Source organism: Jiella soli (assembly GCF_020615385.1).
Taxonomy (GTDB): domain Bacteria; phylum Pseudomonadota; class Alphaproteobacteria; order Rhizobiales; family Rhizobiaceae; genus VKMB-3413.
In genome coordinates this window covers 156,183-173,600 of the sequence record NZ_JAJAVB010000004.1, presented here as the reverse complement: position 1 = coordinate 173,600, position 17,418 = coordinate 156,183, and the positions used below count along the sequence as shown (strand labels likewise).

General features: G+C 66.1%; 21 protein-coding genes. 7 read left to right on the top strand and 14 right to left on the bottom strand.

Features of this window, described 5'->3' with window-relative positions:
- Window positions 1-9: 9 nt before the first annotated feature.
- The 7 genes from LH400_RS04310 to rplU form a co-directional block, all read right to left on the bottom strand.
- Complete coding sequence (locus tag LH400_RS04310; protein WP_229151440.1) at window positions 10-1,296, bottom strand: glutamate-5-semialdehyde dehydrogenase; 1,287 nt, start codon at window positions 1,294-1,296, stop codon at window positions 10-12.
- Window positions 1,297-1,311: 15 nt separating this feature from the next.
- Window positions 1,312-2,466: a glutamate 5-kinase gene (proB, locus tag LH400_RS04305; RefSeq protein ID WP_229151439.1), complete on the bottom strand. Its 1,155-nt coding sequence runs from the start codon at window positions 2,464-2,466 to the stop codon at window positions 1,312-1,314.
- Entirely contained in the window at window positions 2,463-3,518 is a 1,056-nt protein-coding gene (gene obgE / locus LH400_RS04300; protein ID WP_229151438.1) for a GTPase ObgE, read from the bottom strand. Before obgE ends, proB begins: the two co-directional genes overlap by 4 nt.
- Window positions 3,519-3,612: 94 nt before the next feature.
- Window positions 3,613-4,227 (bottom strand): DUF3833 family protein, encoded by a 615-nt coding sequence (locus LH400_RS04295; RefSeq protein ID WP_229151437.1) that lies wholly within the window; start codon window positions 4,225-4,227, stop codon window positions 3,613-3,615.
- On the bottom strand, window positions 4,224-4,814 hold the full coding sequence (locus LH400_RS04290) for a GNAT family N-acetyltransferase (protein WP_229151436.1): 591 nt from the start codon (window positions 4,812-4,814) through the stop codon (window positions 4,224-4,226). The genes LH400_RS04295 and LH400_RS04290 overlap by 4 nt, the downstream gene beginning before the upstream one ends.
- 129 nt (window positions 4,815-4,943) lie before the next feature.
- Window positions 4,944-5,213 carry a 50S ribosomal protein L27 gene (gene rpmA / locus LH400_RS04285; protein ID WP_229151435.1) on the bottom strand — a complete coding sequence of 90 codons (270 nt, stop codon included), beginning with the start codon at window positions 5,211-5,213 and terminating at the stop codon, window positions 4,944-4,946.
- Between the two features lie 80 nt (window positions 5,214-5,293).
- The gene (rplU, locus tag LH400_RS04280) at window positions 5,294-5,710 is read right to left on the bottom strand and encodes a 50S ribosomal protein L21 (RefSeq protein WP_229151434.1); all 417 of its coding nucleotides are present in this window, start codon (window positions 5,708-5,710) and stop codon (window positions 5,294-5,296) included.
- 275 nt (window positions 5,711-5,985) lie between these two features.
- Between rplU and LH400_RS04275 the strand changes: the two genes are divergently transcribed.
- From LH400_RS04275 to LH400_RS26255, 4 genes are all read left to right on the top strand, one after another.
- On the top strand, window positions 5,986-6,729 hold the full coding sequence (locus tag LH400_RS04275) for a dienelactone hydrolase family protein (protein WP_229151433.1): 744 nt from the start codon (window positions 5,986-5,988) through the stop codon (window positions 6,727-6,729).
- 183 nt (window positions 6,730-6,912) lie between these two features.
- Entirely contained in the window at window positions 6,913-7,248 is a 336-nt protein-coding gene (locus LH400_RS04270) for a hypothetical protein (protein ID WP_229151432.1), read from the top strand.
- Window positions 7,249-7,253: 5 nt separating this feature from the next.
- Window positions 7,254-7,781 carry a DUF421 domain-containing protein gene (locus LH400_RS04265; RefSeq protein ID WP_229151431.1) on the top strand — a complete coding sequence of 176 codons (528 nt, stop codon included), beginning with the start codon at window positions 7,254-7,256 and terminating at the stop codon, window positions 7,779-7,781.
- 209 nt (window positions 7,782-7,990) lie between these two features.
- Window positions 7,991-8,680: a cell wall hydrolase gene (locus tag LH400_RS26255; RefSeq protein ID WP_370638327.1), complete on the top strand. Its 690-nt coding sequence runs from the start codon at window positions 7,991-7,993 to the stop codon at window positions 8,678-8,680.
- 28 nt (window positions 8,681-8,708) lie between these two features.
- On the opposite strand, the gene LH400_RS04255 is transcribed toward LH400_RS26255, so the two are convergent.
- The gene (locus tag LH400_RS04255; RefSeq protein ID WP_229151430.1) at window positions 8,709-9,614 is read right to left on the bottom strand and encodes a LysR substrate-binding domain-containing protein; all 906 of its coding nucleotides are present in this window, start codon (window positions 9,612-9,614) and stop codon (window positions 8,709-8,711) included.
- A 114-nt stretch (window positions 9,615-9,728) separates the two neighbouring features.
- On the opposite strand from LH400_RS04255, the gene LH400_RS04250 reads away from it, so the two are divergent.
- The 3 genes from LH400_RS04250 to LH400_RS04235 all read left to right on the top strand — a co-directional run bounded on the left by LH400_RS04250 (window position 9,729) and on the right by LH400_RS04235 (window position 12,739).
- Complete coding sequence (locus tag LH400_RS04250; protein ID WP_229151429.1) at window positions 9,729-10,040, top strand: DUF1127 domain-containing protein; 312 nt, start codon at window positions 9,729-9,731, stop codon at window positions 10,038-10,040.
- A gap of 396 nt (window positions 10,041-10,436) precedes the next feature.
- Window positions 10,437-12,257: a methyl-accepting chemotaxis protein gene (locus LH400_RS26165; protein ID WP_304502358.1), complete on the top strand. Its 1,821-nt coding sequence runs from the start codon at window positions 10,437-10,439 to the stop codon at window positions 12,255-12,257.
- Window positions 12,257-12,739: a chemotaxis protein CheW gene (locus LH400_RS04235; RefSeq protein ID WP_229151428.1), complete on the top strand. Its 483-nt coding sequence runs from the start codon at window positions 12,257-12,259 to the stop codon at window positions 12,737-12,739. Before LH400_RS26165 ends, LH400_RS04235 begins: the two co-directional genes overlap by 1 nt.
- 399 nt (window positions 12,740-13,138) lie before the next feature.
- Here the strand turns inward: LH400_RS04235 and LH400_RS04230 are convergent, their stop codons facing one another.
- From LH400_RS04230 to LH400_RS04205, 6 genes are all read right to left on the bottom strand, one after another.
- Complete coding sequence (locus LH400_RS04230) at window positions 13,139-13,498, bottom strand: DUF8776 family protein (protein ID WP_229151427.1); 360 nt, start codon at window positions 13,496-13,498, stop codon at window positions 13,139-13,141.
- Window positions 13,499-13,595: 97 nt separating this feature from the next.
- Window positions 13,596-14,138, bottom strand: coding sequence for a chemotaxis protein CheD (locus LH400_RS04225; protein WP_229151426.1), 543 nt, complete (start codon window positions 14,136-14,138; stop codon window positions 13,596-13,598).
- On the bottom strand, window positions 14,138-14,527 hold the full coding sequence (locus LH400_RS04220; protein WP_229151425.1) for a response regulator: 390 nt from the start codon (window positions 14,525-14,527) through the stop codon (window positions 14,138-14,140). The genes LH400_RS04225 and LH400_RS04220 overlap by 1 nt, the downstream gene beginning before the upstream one ends.
- 94 nt (window positions 14,528-14,621) lie before the next feature.
- Window positions 14,622-15,656: a protein-glutamate methylesterase/protein-glutamine glutaminase gene (locus LH400_RS04215; RefSeq protein ID WP_229151424.1), complete on the bottom strand. Its 1,035-nt coding sequence runs from the start codon at window positions 15,654-15,656 to the stop codon at window positions 14,622-14,624.
- A gap of 162 nt (window positions 15,657-15,818) precedes the next feature.
- Window positions 15,819-16,748: a CheR family methyltransferase gene (locus tag LH400_RS04210; RefSeq protein WP_229151423.1), complete on the bottom strand. Its 930-nt coding sequence runs from the start codon at window positions 16,746-16,748 to the stop codon at window positions 15,819-15,821.
- A 224-nt stretch (window positions 16,749-16,972) separates the two neighbouring features.
- Window positions 16,973-17,407 carry a chemotaxis protein CheW gene (locus tag LH400_RS04205; RefSeq protein ID WP_229151422.1) on the bottom strand — a complete coding sequence of 145 codons (435 nt, stop codon included), beginning with the start codon at window positions 17,405-17,407 and terminating at the stop codon, window positions 16,973-16,975.
- Window positions 17,408-17,418: the final 11 nt, after the last annotated feature.

Below are 17,418 nucleotides of genomic sequence, written 5' to 3'. Positions count from 1 at the left end.
CCGATGCTCTCACGGTCGCGTCTGACCGGCGCCGCGAACCCGGTAGTTGAAGCTCGTCAGCTGCTCGACGCCGACCGGACCGCGCGCATGCATCTTGCCGGTGGCGATCCCGATTTCCGCCCCCATGCCGAACTCGCCGCCGTCGGCGAACTGGGTGGAGGCATTGTGGAGAAGGATCGCGGAATCGATCCCCGCGAAAAAGGCATCGGCCGCCGCCTGATCGTCGGCGACGATCGCCTCTGTATGATGCGATGAGTGCGTCTCGATATGGGCAATCGCGCCATCGACGCCGTCGACGAGGTCGACCGAGATGATCGCGTCGAGATATTCGGTGTCGAAGTCCTCCGCGCTCGCGAGCAGCGCCGCGGGAAAATACTCGCGCACCGCGCCGCTCGCGCGGATTTCGCAGCCCGCCACCCGCAGCGCCTCGAGGATCGGCCGAAGATGCGTGTCGGCGGCCGCCCGATCGACGAGCAACGTCTCGGCTGCGCCGCAGATGCCGGTGCGCCGCATCTTCGAATTGACGACCAGCGAAACCGCCATGTCGACATTCGCCGAGCGATCGACATAGACGTGGCAGAGGCCTTCGAGATGCGCGAAGACCGGCACGCGCGCCTCCTCCTGGACGCGGGCCACCAGCGAGCGGCCGCCACGCGGCACGATGACGTCGAGATTGCCGCCGAGGCCTTTCAGCATTTCGCCTACGGCAGAGCGGTCGCTCGTGGGTACGATCTGGATCGCCTCTTCCGGCAGACCGGCACGGCGAAGCCCTGCAACCATGGCCGCATGGATCGCAGCGGAAGACCGCGCGGAATCCGAGCCGCCGCGCAGGATGACGGCATTGCCGGACTTCAGGCACAGGGCGCCGGCATCGGCGGTGACGTTCGGCCGGCTCTCGTAGATGACGCCGATGACACCGAGCGGCGTCCTGACGCGCTCGATCTTGAGCCCGTTCGGCCGATCCCAGGCTGCGATCACCTGCCCGACCGGATCGTCCAGCGCCGCGACCTGCCGCAGGCCCTCGGCAATCGCCGCGACCCGCTCCTCGGTCAGCGTCAGCCGGTCGAGAAACGAGCCGGTCATGCCGGCGGCCTCGGCGCGTTCGACATCGGCGGCGTTCTCGGCGAGGATGATGATTGAATTCACAAGAACGGCATCGGCCATGGCGTTCAACGCCGCGTTCTTCCTGTCGCCCGGGACGAGTGCCAACGCGCGGGCGGCCTTGCGGGCCTTTGCACCCAGGTCCTGCATCAGGCCCGCAATTGAGCCTGTCTCCGTCGTCGCCCTGTCGAGCATCGTCTCCCCTTCCCTTCAGGCCGTGCCGAAAGCCGCCTCGCGGCGATCGTCCACGTTCAGATCCATCACCAAATCGTCGCGATGGACCATGGCGCTGCGTCCCTCATAGCCGAGGGCCTCCGTAATTTCGGACGAACGCAGACCGGCGACCCGCCTCGCCTCGGCGGCATCGTAGGCGACGATGCCGCGCGCGACCTCATGGCCGTCCGGTCCCGCGATCACCAGCGTATCGCCGCGCTCGAATTCGCCCTCGACGCCGACCACCCCGGCCGGAAGCAGGCTCTTGCCGGCGGCGAGCGCCTGGACGGCGCCGGCATCGACGAGGAGCCGTCCGGCGGTGTTGAGATGGCCAGCGATCCAGCGCTTGCGGGCGGTGACCGGATTGCCGGAGGCGCGGAACAGCGTCGCGCGCTCGCCCCGCTCGATCGCCGTGAGCGGATAGAGCCGGTGGCCGGCGGTGATGATCATCGCCGATCCCGAGGCGGTGGCGATCTTGCCGGCGTCGATCTTGGTCTTCATGCCGCCGCGCGAGAGTTCCGAACCGGCCGAGCCGGCCATCGCCTCGATCTGCGGCGTGATCTGCTCGACCAGCGGAATGTGACGCGCGTCCGGCTGAAGGGCGGGCGGCGCCGTATAGAGGCCGTCGACGTCGGAAAGCAGGACGAGGAGGTCGGCGTCCACCATGGTCGCGACGCGCGCGGCCAGCCGGTCGTTGTCGCCGTAGCGGATCTCCGACGTCGCGACTGTGTCGTTCTCGTTGATCACCGGGACGGCGCCGAGCCCGATCAACGTTCCGATCGTCGCGCGGGCGTTGAGATAGCGCCGCCGCTCCTCGGTATCGCCGAGCGTCAGCAGGATCTGGCCGGTCTCGATGCCGTGCCGGCCGAAGATCTCGCAATAGGTCCGCGACAGGGCGATCTGTCCGACGGCCGCCGCCGCCTGGCTCTCCTCGAGCCGCAACGGTCCGCCCGGCATCTTCAGGAGCTTGCGTCCGAGCGCGATGGCCCCGGAGGAGACGACGAGGATCTCGCGCCCCTCCTCCTTCAGCCGTGCGATGTCCTCGCCGAAGGATTCGAGCCAGGTCCGCTTCAGGCCGCGTTCGCGATCGACGAGCAGCGCCGAGCCGACCTTGACGACGATGCGGCGGTGACCGGCCAGAAGATTGCTCATCGTCCTCCCTCGGTCTCCTTGGCTGCCGCAATCCGCGGATCCTCATGCGGCGGTTCGCTGGGGTTCAGGCGGCCGATCGCATCACGCAGTGCCCGCAGCGCCTCGGTCATGCCCTCGCGGCTGACAGCCGAGAGCTCCAGCGGCCTGCGGCCGCACGCCTCCCGGAGCGCCTCAAGCTTCTCCGCCCGGTCCTCCTCGGTCAGCGTATCGACCTTGGACAGGGCGACGATCTCGGGCTTCTCGGCAAGCCCGTGCTCATAGGCCTCCAATTCGCGCCGGACGGTGCGGTAGGCCTGCGCGACGTCCTCCTCCGTCGCCGAAACGAGGTGGAGCAGCACCGATGTCCGCTCGACATGGCCGAGGAACCGGTCGCCGATGCCGACGCCCTCATGCGCGCCCTCGATCAGGCCGGGAATATCGGCGATGACGAATTCGGTCTCGTCGATCGTGGCGACCCCAAGGCCGGGATGCAGCGTCGTGAACGGATAGTCGGCGATCTTCGGCCGGGCGCGCGTCACGGTCGCGAGGAAGGTCGACTTGCCGGCATTGGGCAGTCCCACGAGCCCGGCATCCGCGATGAGCTTCAGCCGCAGCCAGATCGTCAGCTCCTCGCCTTCGAGGCCCGGATTGGCACGGCGCGGCGCCTGGTTCACGGACGACTTGAAATAGGCGTTGCCGAAGCCGCCATTGCCGCCGGCAGCGATGCGGTGGCGCTCGCCTACCGTGGTCAGGTCGCAGATCAGCGTCTCGTTGTCCTCGGCGAAGACCTGGGTGCCGGCGGGCACTTTCAGCGTCACGTCAGAGCCCTTGCCGCCGTTGCGGTTGCGGCCCATGCCGTGCATGCCGGTCTTGGCCTTGAAATGCTGCTGATAGCGATAGTCGATCAGCGTGTTGAGACCGGCGACGGCCTCCACCCAGACGTCGCCGCCGCGGCCGCCATCGCCGCCGTCCGGCCCGCCGAACTCGATGAACTTCTCGCGGCGGAACGAGACCGAGCCGGCCCCGCCGTCACCAGAGCGGATATAGACCTTGGCCTGGTCGAGAAACTTCATGGATCAACTCTTTCGCGTCTTGCGTCCGAAAGGGGTCGGCCTCGCGACCGCCTCTCATAACCGCGTCGGCGGCGATTGAAAACGGCGGCGCCGGTCACGACTGGCCGGCCGGAAGGCGCCGCTTCGAAAAGACGACCGTCGACGAGGCGACGGGAATGGCGAATTTCGAGACGGTGACATGGTTTGTCACCGTCCCGTCCGGCTGCGGCGTCAACACGTGGCGAAAGCCGAGCAGCGTCTCGCCACCGCCGGGGGCGTAGCCGTCATAGCGAAGGACGACACCGCCATCCATCGACTGGCCCTTCACCCGCACCCTCGGCGACATGCGGCCCGTCTCCAGCTCGGTCGAGACCGTGCCTGAATAGACGCCACCAGGCGTCCGCCTCAGCTCCCAATGCTGCAGGCGGGTGGCGTCCTTAAAGCGGAAACGCTCGTCGAGAACGAATTTGTCGCCTTGCCGCTCGCCGTGAAAGCGGGCGGTGAAGGCCTCGGTCGAGACCAGCGCCGTCGTCGTCTCGCCCCGGGAATAGGTCCTGCCGTCGAAGAACGAGAGCAGGGAGAAATCCGTCGCGGCGGGCGCTGCCGAACGAGCCCCCGCCGAGTACGGCACCGCGAGACCGGCGAGGATCACCAGTGCGGACAGGAGGCCCGTCCGGCACCGGCGCAGCAGAGCGAAGACACTCTCGCCTCGCGACGCTCTGCCGCTCATTTGCCGCAACCCCAGGCCTTCAGCGAGGTCCAGCAGCTGCGATCCATGGTGAAGTGCTCGCTCGCCACTCGTCCGGAGGCGACCGTGTCGATCATCCCGTTGCCGCAGAAGTGGAAGCCACACTTCCAGATGACCCGGCGCGAGGCCTCGTTGATCACCCGGCAGCTGACGTCGATCGCCCGGAGATCGAGAGCCACGAAGCCGTAGTCGATCACCGACTGCGCGGCCTCCGTGGCGTAGCCATTGCCCCAATAGGGCCGGCCGATCCAATAGCCGATCTCGGCCCGGCGCACCTCGGGATTCAACTTCAGCGAACACAGGCCGGCAAGATCGCCGCCCGCCTTCGGGCAGATCGCGAAGACGATCTCGTCGCCGTGGTTGGCGATGAAGGCCTCGGCATCCTCGAGGTGGTAGGGCCAGGGCACGCGCGACAGCATTTTCGCAACGTCGCGGTCACTGATCAGATTCGCGATCGCCTCGGCATCAGTCTTGGCCACTGGCCGCAGCCGGAGCCGCGGCGTCACCAGCGCGCGGGTCGCCCGGCGCTCGCTCAGATCCTCGCGCCTTTCGGTCAGGTCCTCGGTCATCGCATCGTCCCTCCTGCATGCGAAAAAGGGGAGACGGCGGTCCATCTCCCCTTTCGCTGCCTGAGATCCGATGTGCTTCGGAGGTCTAGAGCGCCGGGTCGGTGGAACGCCGGCGCTTAGAAGCTCCGGTCATTCGGCGGCTTCTGCTTTCGGCATAATGGCTACGTAGGTTCGGCCGTTGGCCTTCTTCTGGAAGGCCACGGTTCCCTCGGCAGTGGCGAACAGCGTATGGTCCTTGCCCATGCCGACATTGACGCCCGGGTGCCAGCGCGTGCCGCGCTGACGAATGATGATATTGCCGGGAATGACGGCCTCGCCGCCGAACTTCTTCACGCCGAGGCGCTTGGATTCCGAATCGCGACCATTGCGCGAGGAACCGCCTGCTTTCTTATGTGCCATCCACTAATCTCCTTGCCCCTGAAGGCCGGGGAACGCCGCAGCGTTCCCGCTCGAAACTCTTACCTGCCGTCGCCGGCCGCTTAGCTGGCGTCGGCGCCTTCGGCCTCAGCACCCGGACCATCCGTTGCGGCCGTCTTCTTCGGCGCCTCGGACTTGGCTTCCGCCTTGGCCGCGGCCTTCTTCGGCGCTGCCTTGCCGCCGGTCAGGATCTCCGAGACGCGGATCAGCGTCAGGTCCTGGCGATGGCCGCGCGTGCGCTTGGAATTCTGGCGCCGGCGCTTCTTGAAGGAGATCACCTTCTTGCCGCGCGTCTGCTCGACGATCTCGGCGGTGACGCTCGCGCCCTCGACGAGGGGAGCACCGATGGTCGAATCGACCATCAGGACCTCGCCGAACGTCACGGTGTCGCCGGCCTCGCCGGGCACGCGTTCGATGGTGAACTGGTCTTCCGGGGCGACGCGGTACTGCTTGCCGCCGGTTTTGATGACTGCGAACATTTTGTCTCCGTTCGTCGATCGACTCTCGAGCCGGAGGGCCCGGGCCGTCTTCTTGTCAGTCGGTTGCGAATAGGGCGAAAAGAACGGGCGCAGCCATGCGACGCCCATAATCAGGCCGCCCTATAGCAATGCGCTCCCGCAGGGTCAAGGTGAACGCCACGTTGAACGCCGGCAATGTCCGCGCGGCGTGGACAGAACGGGCACCGGAGCCATGTCCGGCCCGGACCGCGGCCCCTCGGGATCGCCCGAAGACCGCCCACGCTTGGGAGATTCACATGGCAAAACAGGACATCACGATCAAGACGTCGGACGGCACCGTTCCCGCCGGCATCTTCACGCCGTCGGAGACGACTGCCGGGGCCCGGGCCGGCGTCATACTCTACATGGACGCCTTCGGCCTACGCCCCGCCCTCGACGGCATGGCCGAGCGACTCGCCGAGGCCGGCTATGTCGTCCTCGTGCCCGACCTCTTCTACCGGTTCGGCGACTACGGACCGCTCGACGCCAAGACCGCCTTCTCCGAGCCCGATACCAAGGCAAAGATCATGGGCATGATCGGCGACACCACGCAGGCGAAGGTGAAAGGGGACACCGGACATTTCCTCCGGACGCTTGTTGAGAACGGCGTCGATGGTCCGGTCGGCACGGTCGGCTATTGCATGGGCGGCAAGTTCGCCCTGGGCGCCGCGGCCTATTATCCCGACAAGGTCGCCGCCGGCGCGAGTTTTCACGGCGGCGGGCTCGCCAATGACGATCCGGACGCGCCGCATCGGCTTGCCGGTGAGATACGCGGCCGGATCTATGTCGGGGCCGCCAGCACCGACCGCAGCTTTCCGCCGGAGCAGTCGACCAAGCTCGCCGACGCCATGCGCCTCGCCGAGGTCGACTTCACTCTCGAAAACTACAAGGGGATGCAGCACGGCTGGACCGTTCCCGACCACGGCGTCTACGACGAGGGCGGCGCCGAACGGCACTGGCGGCGGCTCCTGACCTTCTTCGAAGAGACCCTCAAGGCCTGATCCACCGGCCGGAGGACGGCGGCCCCGCCATCAGGCGCGACGAGGCTTCCTCCCGCGCCGATCCGGGAACTTGCGGCGTTGCGGCCGGTTTGAAGAGCGGATGCCGAACGCGCATCCGCCACATCCCCTCCCCGCCCGGCGCCATCAAGGTGGCGGGCGTGCCGAACAAGGAGCTCATGCCGCATGGCCCGTGTCCCGACTTTTATCGCCGCCGCCGCCCTTCTTCTGCCCGGGCTCGCCGGTTCGGCCCTCGCGCAGGACGCCACCGGCGCCTCCGCCCAGCGGACCGTCTCGGCCTGCCAGAGCGAACAGGACCTGCAGCAGGTCATCAACAGTGACGGACAGCTCAGCCCGGACGGCTGCCGCCAGATCACCATCACCCCGGTCAGGAGCGAAAACGGCCAGCTCTGCGTCCTCGACTTCGCCAATGGCGATGAGGGCATCATCAATCAGCTGCGGTCCGCCGCCATGCCCGACAAATGGTGGGTCCGCTGCGACAGCCTGACCGGAGCGGGCTGACGCCGATGTTCTTTGACGGATGGCACGATCTCGGCCGCATCCTGATCGTTGGGACCCTCGCCTATGTCGGGCTCGTCTTTATGCTGAGGGTGACCGGCAAGCGGACCCTCTCCAAGATGAACGCGTTCGACCTCGTTGTGACGGTGGCGCTGGGCTCGACCCTCGCCACCATCCTCCTCTCAGATTCGGTTTCCCTGTCGGAGGGGATGATGGCGTTCGCCCTTCTCTGCCTTCTGCAATACGGGGTCGCCCAGGGCTCGGTCTATTCGAACCGCTTCCAGAGCGTGATCAAGGCCGAGCCGAGCCTTCTCTACTTCCGCGGCAGTTTCCTGAATGCCATGCTGAAGCGTGAGCGGGTCACCGAGGAGGAGGTGCTGTCCGCTGCGCGAAGCGAGGGCCATGCGGACATGGGATCGGTCTCCGCAGTGGTGCTGGAGACGGACGGCTCGTTCAGCGTGATCAGCGGCGAGGCGGAGGCGCATGTAGGAACGCTGACCGATGTCAGGCCGCCAAACCCGGCCGCCGCTCGGTGAGCCTGAGCACCTTACCGGGCGCGCCGTCGAGCTGACGGCCTCGTCCTGAGGGCGAAGCCGGCGCGGCGGCGCGTATTTTCGTAAAAGCTTAACCATCTCAACTCATTACCCGGCCGATGCGGCATTCGCGCACGACCCGTTAAGGCCTTGTGAGCCAAGCTGCGGCATCGAGACGTCTGCGGACGTAACTGACGCCTTGAGTTGTAGCGATGGCATTTCCGATCTCGGCCCCCGGCCTTCGAACCGTCTTCTCGGTGACGCTGCTTGCGCTGCTGGGCGCCTGCGCCAGCCGCCCCACCATCACCATGAGCGCGCATGAATGCATGACCCGGGTCATGTATTTCGAATCGAACCGCTCCAGCGAGGAAGGCATGATCGCGGTCGGGACCGTGGTGATGAACCGCGTCGCCGATCCGCGTTATCCGAGCGACGTATGCTCCGTCGTCGGGCAGAAGAACCAGTTCGCGCCGGGCGTCCTGACGCGGTCCATGGCCAAGGGCCGGGACCTCGCCTCACGGACGGCGACGAAGGTGCTCGCCAGGGGCTGGCGGCACTCCTACGTGGGCAATGCCAAGTTCTTCCACACCGCAGGAATGACCTTCCCCTACACCAACATGCACTATCTGGTCGAAGCCGGCGGAAACGTCTTTTACGAGAAGCGCAAGAACGCCCGGCGGCTGACCGATCCGCCGTTCCGCAACCCGCCGCAATACGCGTCCCGGTTCGAGCCGCGCAGCACGGCTTACGCCGCGCCGGCCCCGCAGCCCTCGCGCCCTCCCGAGCCGGCCTCCCGATCCGCCCCCTTGCCGCAGGCCCAGCAGCGAGCTGCCGCCGCCGTCAGCGCCGGCCGGCCCGAACCGATGTCGGTGGCAGATCTGATCGCGATCAACGGCGGGTGAGCCTGCGCGTTCATCGGCCCGCTCGGCGTCATGCGAAGATCCGAGCGCCCCGTCCCTCAAGCTCGCGGAACTCTTCGCCGACATGCGCCGCGAGCGCATCGGCGACGGCACCGCCAGCCTCGCGCTTCATCATGTAGACGCGATAGGTTCCGAGCGAGGGCAACGCCGACCCCTCCCCGTCAAGCCGCACCAGACGGTTCGAGGCGACGCTGAGCGGCAGTGCCGCAATCGCGAGATCGGCTTCGACCGCCGCAATCTGAGCCTGGCAGTTCTCGCTGGAATAGGCCACGCGGTAGCGAATACCTGCCGCGTCGAGCCCCGCGAGCGCCGCGCCGCGCCAAGCACAGCCCTGATCCGCCACAGCCAGCGGCAGGGGATCGCGCTCCACGGCCGCACCGTTTTTCAGACCGATCCAGACCAAGGCCTCGCGATACACTTCCACGGCGAGGAAGCCGGGATGGTCGTCGGTGGCGAGCAAGGCGACGTCGATCTCGCCTGCCGCGCAACGCCGACGCAGTTCGGCGCTGGAATCCAGCCTGACATCGACCTCGACATGCGGATGCGTCGTGGCAAAGCGCCGCAGGATCGAGGGGATCGCGTAGATCCCGGCATCGTAGGGCGCGCCGAAGCAGACCTTGCCCTCCATCGCCGGCATGCGGAAGAACTCCATCGCCTCGTCATTGAGGCGCAGAAGCTTGCGCGCATAGCCGAGCAGATGCTCCCCGTCGCCGGTGAGTTCCACCAGACGGGTCTCGCGGCGAAACAGCGCCCGGCCGACGGTTTCCTCCAGCTTCTTCACCTGCAGGCTGACCGCCGACGGCGTGCGAAACACCCGCTCGGCCGCGCGGGAGAAATTGCCGGTCTCGCAGATCGCCACGAAGGTCCGGGCGAGGTCGATGTCGAGATTGGGCAGAGCGGAGCTGGTTCGGCTCATCGGACGCCCTCCTCTATATGTTTGAAACGCTCACATATACGATTAGCCTTTATCGTTCGACTCATCAATCCCTCGCACTCATATTGCCTCCAACGAGACACGACGGAGGTTCTCATGTTGCAGTCGATCTTCACCCAGCGCCCCGGGGAGAACGCCCTCCCCGCACGCAGCGCCAGCGTCGGCGGCTGGCTGCGGACGTTCACGGAAGAATGGCGGCGCCAGCGGCTTCGCCGGCAGGCGTTCTCCACGCTTCTCAGGGTCGACAACGACATCCTCAGGGATGTTACCGGGCTCGACCGCTCACAGATCGAGGCGATCGCGAACATGCCGCTGGAAAAGGACGCGCTCGAAGCGTTGCGGTCGCTGGAGCGAGCGGAGCACGGGGAAGTCAAAAAGTCAGGGCGATTGTTGGCGTTCCGGCGGTAAACGGCCGCCGCCATGCCTGACGTGGGACGCAAGCTGCTGCGATAGTCGCCATGGCGGCGGGGCCTTTTCGAAGCGCCACCGCCGCCACTTTGAGAGGGGTGATGCCCAAAGAGAACGAAGCATCACTCTCTCGCCTGGCGCTGCTTGGCACCGAGAACGTCCGATCGCCGCAAAGACGGCGTGGGCCGCAATGCCTGTGGAGGCCGTCTTTTTCCGAGCGGAAGACCCAAGGTTGCGAACAGAGATTGTCAGTCGGCCCGACCGTTACACTTGCATACGTTATTTCTCTGCAACCTATAGGGATAATTTAAGGTGTGATGGGCAAGGTCTGTGACAGTCGTCGGAACAGTCGCCGTGTTTCGAGGCTGCTTCCTCTTGTTTCTCTGGGACAATCCGATGGCCCTCATGCCCGCGCGACACAACGCAGCCCTCCTGGCAGCGATCGACCGATCGCTCGCGACCATCGAATTCACGCCGGATGGACGGATCGTCGATGCCAACGAAAACTTCTGTCGATGCCTCGGCTACGAGCGCGCCGACATCGTCGGCAAGCATCACAGCATGTTTCTGGATCCGTCAGAGGCCCAGTCAGCCGAATATCGCGGCTTCTGGCAAAAGCTGGCGCAGGGCGACTTCCACTCCGGCTGCTATCTGCGGATCGGCAAGGGTGGCAAAGAGGTCTTCATCCAGGCGACCTACAACCCGATCAAGAATGCCCTCGGCCGCGTGGTCAAAGTGGTCAAGCTGGCGAGTGACATCACCGAGGCCAAGCGTGAGGCCTTCGACAACCAAGGCAAGCTCGACGCGATTTCGCGCGTCCAGGCGGTCATAGAGTTCGCTCCTGATGGCACCATCCTCAGCGCCAACGACAATTTCCTCAAGGCCGTCGGCTATCGCCGCGACGAGGTGGTGGGCCGCCATCACAAGATGTTCGTCGACCCGGCCCATGCCGGCTCTGCCGACTATCGCGAATTCTGGGCGAGGCTGAACCGCGGCGAGTTCGTCTCCGGCGAGTTCTCCCGGATCGGCAATAGCGGCACGAAGGTCCAGATCCAGGCGTCCTACAACCCGATCTTCGACTTCAAGGGTCGGATCGTCAAAGTCGTCAAGTTCGCCACCGACACGACCGAGCTTTCGGCAAGGCAGGCGGCGGTCAGCGCTCTTGCGGAGGGCCTGGGGCAACTCGCGGACGGCCGGATGCGGTACCGCATTGAGACGCCCTTCCCGGCCACGCTCGAGCAGCTGCGCGAGAATTTCAATACCTCTATGGCGACGCTCGAAGCGGCGCTCGGCAAGGTCGGAGCATCCGCGAGCATGGTCGATGCGGCGAGCGCGGAGATCCGCGTCGGCTCGACGGAGCTTGCGCAGAGGACGGAACGCCAGGCGGCCTCCGTCGAGGAGACGACCGCTGCGGTTCGCGAACTCGCCGCCTCCGTGAAGGTGGCCAGTAGCCGCGCCGACGAGGTCGGCGAGATGGTAGCGAAGGCTCGGACCGACGCCGAGCGGTCCGGCTCCGTCGTCGCCCGCGCGGTGGCGGCCATGCACGAGATCTCAGGCTCCTCCACTCAGATCGTCAACATCATCGGCGCCATCGACGAGATCGCCTTCCAGACCAACCTCCTGGCGCTCAACGCCGGGGTCGAGGCGGCGCGCGCGGGCGAAGCCGGCAAGGGCTTCGCCGTCGTCGCCCAGGAAGTCCGTGAACTCGCCCAGCGCTCGGCGAACGCTGCACGCGAGATCAAGTCGCTGATCACGACATCGTCCGAAAGGGTGCGCTCGGGCGTGGCGCTTGTCGGCGAGACGGGAAGCGTGCTCGAAGCCATCGCCGCGGAGGTCCTGGAAATCGACCGCAACGTCCGGGCCATCGTCGACGCGTCCCGCGAACAGGCGGGCAGCCTGTCCGAGATCGACCGTGCTATCGCGGCGATCGATGAGGGCACCCAGCAGAATGCGGCCATGTCGGAGGAGGCGAATGCCGCCTGCCACAACCTTTCCACTCAGACCGAGGAGTTGAACGCACTCCTGGCGGAGTTCGAATTCGATGCGCGAGAGGCGGTGAGCCAGGCGCCGCATCGGCCGGCGGCCGTGTCCGGTGGCGCGACTGCCGCCTCCCGGCGGGTAACGCAGCGCGTGACGCCGCCTTCCGGGCGGACGGTGCAAGCCTATCCGACCGCCGGCAATGCCGCCATCAAGCATCACGAATGGGAGGACTTCTGATGTCCGTCCACACCCCGCAGATCCCGCAGCAAGGCGCTGCGCCGATCGAGATCATCGCCTTCTGCCTCGGCGATCAGCACTTCTGCCTGCGCACGAGATCCATCCGCGAGATCCGCGGCTGGGCGCGCACCACCTCGCTTCCGCATTCGCTGCCGGAGGTGATGGGCATGCTGAACCTGCGCGGTTCGGTGATCCCGGTGATCAACACCACGCGCAAGCTCGGTCTCGGCTCATCCGAACCGACCGAGCGCAGCGCGGTCGTCGTCGCCGAGATCGGCGGCTGCGTCTTCGGCCTGCTCGTCGACAAGGTCTCCGACATCCTGACCATCGACCAGGCCATCGTGCAGCCGGCACCGGAGATGACCTCGGGCTTCGAGCGAAGCTATGTCGAGGGGATCGTGGCGCTTTCCGGCGACATGATCTGCTTCCTCAACCTCGAGCGGATGTTCCCCGAATCGGTCCGGCAGGAACTGGCGGCCTGACCGCCGGAGCTCACGTTCCGCCCCCTCTCAGGACGGCCAATCCGCGTCGACGTCGACCGCTTTCCTGCGGTCGCGTTGGCGCGTTGGCGCGTGAGGAACGCTGGCGGCTGTCCCGGACAATCGTGGCTGATCGTGCCGAGCCTGCTTCGGGATGTCCGCCGAGTATCCGGGCGGTCGGCCCTTCCCCCTGGTATCAACAAGAACATCGCGGCTGAACCGCTCGAGGCGATCGTCCCGGACCTGAACCGGCGAAGGCGACCGTTCGCAGGCATCCTTGTGACCAACCGCTTTCGTCGGGATCGAGAGCGCCGAGGTCCCTCCCCCACCCTCACATGAAAACGGCGGGCCAATCGCCCGCCGCCTGCTTCTCACCAGTCTCGAGTCGTCTTCGACAGGCCCTCAGCCGAACAGTTCCAGATCGCCGTCGTCGTCCGCGCCATCATTCGCCGAGAGCTGCGCGTCGTTCGCCGCCGGATGCAGCCGCCGCTTGAGCTCCGAAAGCCTGATCGTGCCGAGCGCAGTTTCCAGCGCGACGTTCCATTCCTCGTTCGCCTCCTCGCCGATCGCGGCAAGGAACGTCGAGAGATTGTCGAGGATCTGAGTCGTACGGTCGATGCTCTGCACGGTCTGGATGTAATCCACGTCGTGCTCGAGATGATCGTGGCAGACGAGCCGGTGCAGGTCTTCGGTCGAACCGGCGAGATTCCGCAGCTCTTCCGCCACCGACTGGATCAGGGCGGCCATCGGGCGAATGCTCATGCGGCACCTGTCGGCGACGAGATCGCGGCACGTCTTGGATCGCGGAGATAGGAGGCGGTCATGGTCATGCGGATCTCGGCACTCGAGGTTGAAAGGCTTAGAACAGGTCGACGTCGCCGATCGATTGGGGCGGCCGTGCCTGCGGCGCCACCGGGATCTTCGGCATGGTCGTCTGCTCGAAGAAGATCTGGCGGGCCCGGCCGGAATGCGGCCAGTATTCGATGCGCCGGCCGCGGTCGCCGCCGAGGCTGCCACCCAGATAGCGGATGCCTTCCATCTGCAGGAATCGCTCGGCGAAGGCGCCGTTCTTGGCGCCGACGTCGGACAAGCCGTCGACCGTGCGGGCCCCGCCGAAGAGCTTGGCTTCCAGATGTCCGCGCCGGGCCCCATTCTGCAGGAGGCCGTTGACGAGGAGTTCCATCAGATAGAGGCCGAAGCTTTCGGCCCGTCCGCCTTCCTGGCCGCTGCTGCCGGGCAGCAGGAAGTGGTTGATGCCGCCGATCCCAGCCCCGGGGTCGCGGATGCAGGCCGCCACGCACGATCCGAGGAGGGTCGTCAGGACGACGTCCGGATGGCTTTCGACCCTTGCCTCGCCCTGCATCACATGGATGCGCTTTGGGTTCGACTGTACGAGGGACATTACTGCAGACGCCCGACGACCGCTTCGATCGTCTTCTTGAGAACAGGAACGGTGATCGGTTTGGCGAGGAAGTTGTTCACGCCGAGCATCGCAGCCTTCTGAACCAGTTCGCGATCACCCTTCGAGGTAAGGATGATGAACGGGGTCTTCTTGGTCGGACCGTAGGACCGAATCGCCTTGAGCAGCTGGATGCCATCGAGCTTCGGCATGTTGAAGTCCGAGATGATGATATGACAGGGAGTCGCCATCATCGCCTTCAAAGCTTCCTCACCGTCGACAGCGAACACGATCTGCTTGATGCCCAACTGCTCAAGCGCATCGCGGATCAGCATCCGGCTAGTGCGGTGATCGTCAACGATCAGAACTTTAAGGTGATCTTTGATACTCATGGCGTCGTTCCTTTCGGTGCCCAATAGACACGAATTTGATGAACGAAGTCTCTCAATCGGTCGGGTCCTTTGAGCGACATCTTGTGTGGTCGGCTCATGCGAATATTTGCCGGGCAACGCGCGAGAGAGGCAGTCGCTTCTCGACCGCGCCGATCTCGTACGCCACCCGGGGCATGCCGTAGACCAGGGAGGTTTCCTCATCCTGGCCGAAGGTTTGCGAACCCGCCTGGCGCATTTCCAAGAGGCCCTGAGCGCCATCGCGGCCCATGCCAGTCAGGATGACACCAGTCGAGCGGCCGCGGAAATGCTTGGCCACGGAAGCAAAGAGCATGTCCACCGAAGGCCGGTGGCCGGATACGGGCGCTTCGGCGACCAGGGTGATGGACGTCTTGCCTGGCCGCAGGATCATGTGCCGTTCGCCGCCAGGAGCGAGATATACGCGTCCGCGCTGCAGCGGGTCGCCGTCCTTCGCCTCGCTCACGCTCGCCGGGCAGATCCGGTCGAGGCGGGCTGCGAAGGATGCCGTGAAGGCCGCCGGCAGGTGCTGGACGATCAGCGTCGGCGGGCAGTCGCGCGGGAACTCCGCAAGCACCTGCATCAACGCTTCCACGCCGCCCGTCGACGATCCGATGGTGATGAGGTCCGGCCAGCCATTCGCGCTGCGTTCGACCGGGCTCACGGCCTGGTCGGGACGCTCCGCCCGCGTCGGCCTGTGGCCGCTGCGCCGCCGGACGAGACCCGGCTTGGCACGCGCCGCCTCCTTGACGAGGCCCGGCAGCGATTCGAACATGTTCTCGCGCGCGCTCGGCTTGGCGATGCAGTCGAACGCCCCGATTTCGAGCGCCGCAAGTGTCGTCGCGGCGCCAGGCGCGGTCAGGTTGGAGACCATGACCACCGGCGTCGGCCGAAGCGTCATGATCTTCTCGAGAAACTCGATGCCGTTCATGTTCGGCATCTCGACATCCAGCGTCACCACGTCCGGATCGAGCGCCTTCATCTTCTCGCGGGCTTCGTAGGGATTGGCGGCCTCGCCCACCACCCTGATGTCCGGATCCCGGCTCAGGGCATGGCGAATCAAGGCGCGCATCGTCATGGAGTCGTCGACGACCAGGACACTAGCCGGGGACATCTGCGCCGTTCCTTCCCTCTCCCGCGAGACCGGCCGTTTCGGCCACTCGCTGCCTTCGTTGGCCGGCATCATTCGCCGAATGATCCCGCGATGGTCCTTCGGCGCCATCCACCGTCTGAACTGCCAGGCAAAGGCTGCCGCCAAGCGGCCAGACCGGCGCGATCATGACTTGCGATACATGGTGTTGGCCTCGAAGCGCAGGCCTTCCAACGCAGGGCCGGTGACGCGTTCGGAGTGCCCCACATAGAGGAAGCCTTCCGGAAGGATCCGTTCGCCGAACCGCTTCCAGACGCGCTCGCGCGTCGGCTGGTCGAAGTAGATCGTGACGTTGCGGCAGAAGATGGCGTCGAACATGCCCCGCATCGGCCAGTCGCCGACGAGGTTCAGTTCGCGGAACGCCACGAGATCGCGCATGGCGTCGACCACTTCGAACTTCATCTCCGCGGTTCCGCGCGCCGAGCGAGCCTCGCCTTCCTCATAGGTCGGCCGGAAAAACTTGCGGCGGAACTCCGTCGGCACGCTTTCCAGAAGATTGGAGGGATAGACGCCGGCGCGGCCAGTCGCCACCACGTTCGGATCGATGTCGCTCGCCAGGATCCTCACGTCATAATCGGCCGCATCGGGCATCATCGACAGGATCGTCATGGCGATCGAATAGGGCTCGTGGCCGATCGAGCAGCCGGCCGACCAGATCCGCACCCGGCCGCCCTTCTTGGCCGCGGCCAGCAGCGGCGGCAGCAGGTCGGTGCGCAGATGGTCGAAATGATGCTGCTCGCGGAAGAAATGCGTGACGTTGGTGGTCAGCGCCGCCAGCATGGCGATCCGCTCGCTGGCGCCGTTGCTGTCGGCGACATAGGAGCAGTAGTCGCGAAAGCTCTGCAGCCCGAGCGAGCGCAGCCGCTTCGACAGGCGCGAATAGACGAAGGTCGCCTTGGATTCGGCCAGGAAGATGCCGGCATCTTCGTAGAGCAGCTTCGCGATCGTCGTGAAGTCCGCCTCGGTCATCGGGAATTCGCCGCCGACGACGGCCGACTTCGAAGTCGTCGGCGTCCGGGAGCCCCCTTTGATCGCCTGTTCGCGCGAAGCATTCACCTTGCGGTCTCCCACCTAATGCGATTGCCGCGGCTCGATCGTCCGGGGCCGGCTTGCGAGTTGCTCGGGGAGCAGGAAGCAGCCCGCCCCATCCCTGAATGTATCCGTCCGCCTCACGAGGCGGGACCACCTTGAGGCCGTCTCCGGCCCGCCGGCAGCATCCGAAGTCCCGCACGCCAGGCAGCGCTTGTCGCGAGCCGGACCGAGGGGCATGGCCGTCCGCCTTAGGCGGCGGACTGCAGCTGCGGCAGCACGCTGTCGGTCGCGATCAGCGAGATCATCCGTCCCTCGATCGCCATCACGCCGCGCACGAAGGTCTTGGCGAGGTCGGAGGCGAGGTCCGGCGTCGGCTGCAGCAGATCGTCGGTGACCGTCAGTATGTCCGACACCGCGTCGACCAGGAGGCCGAACAGCTGCTGCTCGACGCGGACGACGATGATCACGCTGCGGGCCGTCGGCTCGGTGCGCGGAAAGCCGAGGCGCGCCGCAAGGTCGACGATCGGCAGGACCGCGCCGCGCAGATTGATCACGCCGTTCACATAGGACGGCGAGTGCGGCAGCGGCGTCGCAGCGGCCCAGCCGCGGATTTCGCGAACCGACATGATGTCGACGCAGAACTCCTGTTCGCCGATCCGAAAGGCGATCAGCTCGCGGGCCATTGCACTGTCTG